2 protein-coding genes and 1 riboswitch are annotated in these 2891 nt (G+C 75.9%); of the genes, one reads left to right on the top strand and one right to left on the bottom strand.

What is annotated here, in order from left to right:
* Positions 1-2371, bottom strand: a 2371-nt coding sequence (locus ACWJ6R_RS33820) for a cobaltochelatase subunit CobN (RefSeq protein ID WP_449066117.1), incomplete at its 3' end; no start/stop codon positions are given.
* A 99-nt stretch (positions 2372-2470) separates the two neighbouring features.
* Positions 2471-2593, bottom strand: a riboswitch (cobalamin riboswitch).
* A gap of 74 nt (positions 2594-2667) precedes the next feature.
* Between ACWJ6R_RS33820 and ACWJ6R_RS33815 the strand changes: the two genes are divergently transcribed.
* A partial coding sequence (locus ACWJ6R_RS33815) for a hypothetical protein (protein WP_449066116.1) occupies positions 2668-2891 on the top strand: 224 nt, incomplete at its 3' end.

The following is a 2891-nucleotide window of genomic DNA, read 5'->3' as shown; positions in this document are numbered from 1 at the left end:
CACCCGGCCCGGGTACGGCACCGCCACCCGATCCGGGTACGGCGCCGCCGTCCGATCCGGGTACGGCACCGCCACCCGATCCGGGTACGGCGCCGCCGTCCGGTCCGAGGACGGCTGCGACCGCGCCGGCCGCCGCGGCCGGGTCCCAGCCTCGGTCCTCCATGGCCTCGACCAGCGAGCGGGCCAGCGTCTCGGCCCCGTCGACGTCCGCCCGGCCGACGCCGCCGTCCTCCGCCAGGCCCAGCGCCTCCCGCAGGCCGGGCAGCGCCTCGCTCCCCGCCCACATCTGGCGGGCCCGGAGCATGGCGAGCACCAGGTCGACGCGGACCCGCCCTTCCGGCGCGGCGCCCAGCACGTGCAGGCCGTCGCGGATCTGCACGTCCTTGACCTCGCAGAGCCAGCCGTCCAGGTGGAGCAGGAAGTCGTCGAACTCCGCGTCGTGCGGGCGGTCCCCGACCCCCAGGTCGTGGTCGAGCCGGGCCGCCTGGATCAGCGTCCAGATCTGGGCGCGGATCGCCGGGAGCTTGGCCGGGTCCATGGCCGCGATCGAGGCGTGCTCGTCGAGGAGCTGCTCCAGCCGCGCCAGGTCCCCGTAGGCGTCGGCGCGGGCCATCGGCGGCACCAGGTGGTCGACCAGGGTGGCGTGGGCGCGGCGCTTGGCCTGGGTGCCCTCGCCGGGGTCGTTGACCAGGAACGGATAGATCAGCGGCAGGTCGCCCAGGGCGGCGTCCGGGCCGCAGGAGGCCGACAGGCCCGCGGACTTGCCGGGCAGCCACTCCAGGTTGCCGTGCTTGCCGACGTGCACGACCGCGTGCGCGCCGAACCCGTCGGCCAGCCACCGGTAGGCCGCCAGGTAGTGGTGGCTCGGCGGCAGGTCCGGGTCGTGGTAGATGGCGATCGGGTTCTCGCCGAAGCCGCGCGGCGGCTGGACCATCACCACGACGTTCCCGGCGCGCAGCGCGGCCAGCACGATCTCGCCCTCCGGGTCGCGGGACCGGTCGACGAACAGCTCGCCGGGCGGCGGCCCCCAGTGCGCCTCGATCCGCTCGCGCAGGTCCGCCGGGAGCGTGCCGTACCACCCGGCGTAGGTGCGCGCGGCGATGCGCACCGGGTTGCCGGCCAGCCGCTCCTCGGTGAGCCAGTCGGGGTCCTGCCCGCCCGCCGCGATCAGCGCGTGGATCAGCGCGTCGCCGTCCTGGGCGGCCACGCCGGGCAGCTCGTCCTCGGCGCCGGTGTCGTAACCGTGCTCGCGCAGCGCGGCCAGCAGCCGCACCAGGCTCGCCGGGGTGTCCAGGCCGACGGCGTTGCCGATCCGGGAGTGCTTGGTCGGGTAGGCCGAGAGCATCAGCACGATCCGCCGCTCCGCGGACGGGACGTGCCGCAGCGCGGCGTGCCGTACGGCGATGCCGGCCACCCGGGCGGCCCGCTCGGGGTCGGCGGCGTAGACGGTGAGCCCGTCGGCGTCGATCTCCTTGAACGAGAACGGCACGGTGATGATCCGGCCGTCGAACTCGGGGATGGCGACCTGGGTGGCGGCGTCCAGCGGAGAGAGGCCGTCGTCGCTGCCCTCCCAGGTCTCCCGGCTGCTCGTCAGGCAGAGTCCCTGCAGGATCGGCACGTCGAGCTCGGCCAGCGCCCCGACGTCCCACGCCTCGTCGTCGCCGCCGGCCGACACGGTGGCCGGGCGGGTGCCCCCGGCGGCGAGCACCGTCACCACCAGGGCGTCGACCTGGCGCAGGGTCTCGATCAGGGCGGGCTCGGCGGTGCGCAGGGAGGCGCAGTAGACGGGCAGCGCCCGCGCGCCGGCCTCCTCGACCGCCGCGCAGAGCGTCTCGACGAACGCGGTGTTCCCGGCGACATGGTGGGCCCGGTAGTACAGCACCCCCACGACCGGGACGTCCCCGGCGGTGTTCCCGGCAGCGTTCCCGGCGGTGTCCCGGCGGGTCTCGCGCTCCAGCACGCCCCAGGCCGGGGTGGGCGCGGGGGCGGCGAAGCCGTGGCCGGTGAGCAGCACGGTGTCGGACAGGAAGCGGTGCAGCTCGGCGAGGTTGGCCGGACCGCCGTGGGCGAGGTAGGCGTGCGCCTCGGCGCAGACGCCGCCGGGAACCGTCGACAGCTCCATCAGTTCGGCGTCGGGCGCCTGCTCGCCGCCGAGCACGACGACGGGCCGGGGTCCGGAGAGCAGGGCGTCCAGGCCCTCCTCCCAGGCGCGGCGCCCGCCGAGCAGCCGGACCACGACCAGGTCGGCGCCCTCCAGCAGCGGCGGCAGGTCCCCGGCGGCGAGCCGGGCGGGGTTGCCCAACCGGTAGGCGGCGCCGCTGGCGCGGGCGCTGAGCAGGTCGGTGTCGGAGGTGGAGAGCAGCAGGATCACGCGGCACGCCCCTCGGGACGGGGGCACGGCGAAGGGCGCACGGAAACTCTTCCTCCCTCGGGGTCCTCGCCCCGAATCGTCGGCGGACGCGACGGCCGGAGTCTCCTGGCTCCCGGATCGACGCTCGCCCCGGCCTTCCCGTCCGCACGCGGACAGTGGCCTGGTCGGGGGTCGCTCCCCGGTCACAGTGGCGGGACCGCGCCGGATTCACACCGGCTTCCTCCCATTGCCTTCGCTTGACCATGAGCGTACGGCAGTTCGATCGTCCGGAGGAACCCGGCGTTAGCATCCTCGGCGTGACCGTTCCCGACCTCTCCGGATCTCCCGGCATGTCCGACCCCTCCGGCACACCCGGCGGAGCCGGACTCCCCGCCGCGTCCGGCTCGTCCGGCGGACCCGGGTTCTCCAGCGCATCCGGCTCCTCCAGCGGGCCCGGGTTCTCCAGCGCGTCCGGCTCCTCCAGCGGGCCCGGCTCCTCCGGCGCGTCCGGTGCACCCGGCGGGCCCGCCGTGCCCGGCCT

This window comes from Planomonospora algeriensis (assembly GCF_977012225.1).
This window is presented reverse-complemented; position numbering and strand designations above follow the sequence as displayed.